1 protein-coding gene is annotated in these 612 nt (G+C 35.5%); it reads right to left on the bottom strand.

What is annotated here, in order from left to right; translation table 11 throughout:
• On the bottom strand, nucleotides 1–567 hold a 567-nt coding region (locus AB4496_RS24480), incomplete at its 3' end, for a TetR/AcrR family transcriptional regulator (protein WP_372132401.1).
• Nucleotides 568–612: the final 45 nt, after the last annotated feature.

Genomic DNA, 612 nt, shown 5'->3' with positions numbered 1-612 from the left:
AGTCTCTTCTTTAAATAAGCTAGCTATAACCTCTTGGTATTGCATAAGGTTAAACGTAGAGTTGTCATTGTTATATTTTTGTTGCTTGTTTGCTAAATATGGTTGAGACACTAACGACGTAACCAGCATCTGGTAATAATGAAAGTTTGACTCGTTACAGCCATCAACTAAATAAAGAAGATTTTCAAGAGTCTTATTGTAGGTGTAACCAAACTTAGACTCTTTAAGGCGTTGAACATTTTCGTAATTGTATGAACTTCCGCCAAAAGTGAATAGTAAAAAGATGTTAGGCGAAGCTTCCCAAAACTCGATAAGTTCAGAAAGTAAGTGTTGTAGTTGTATTCCATCCACTCTCTGATACTTTGAGAACTGCTCTTGAAAACGACTTGTATGCTCTTCGATGAGCTGATCAAACAATTGCTCTTTGTTATTAAAGTAATAAAGAATTAACGCGGGGCTTACACCCGCAGACTTAGCAATAGACCGAATTGAAACTTTACTATAAGGCTGAGAAATAAATAGCTTTTCTGCTGAGCTCAAGATTTTTGTTCTTTTGTCATTTAGCATCAGATTGTATCCTCACCTATTTGTTTATATTACCCGCGCATTCTA

It is taken from the genome of Vibrio sp. 10N.222.46.A1 (assembly GCF_041473595.1).
Classification (GTDB): Bacteria; Pseudomonadota; Gammaproteobacteria; order Enterobacterales; family Vibrionaceae; genus Vibrio; species Vibrio tasmaniensis_A.
Note: the sequence above shows the minus strand (reverse complement) of the source record. Positions and strands in the feature narration are given on the sequence as shown.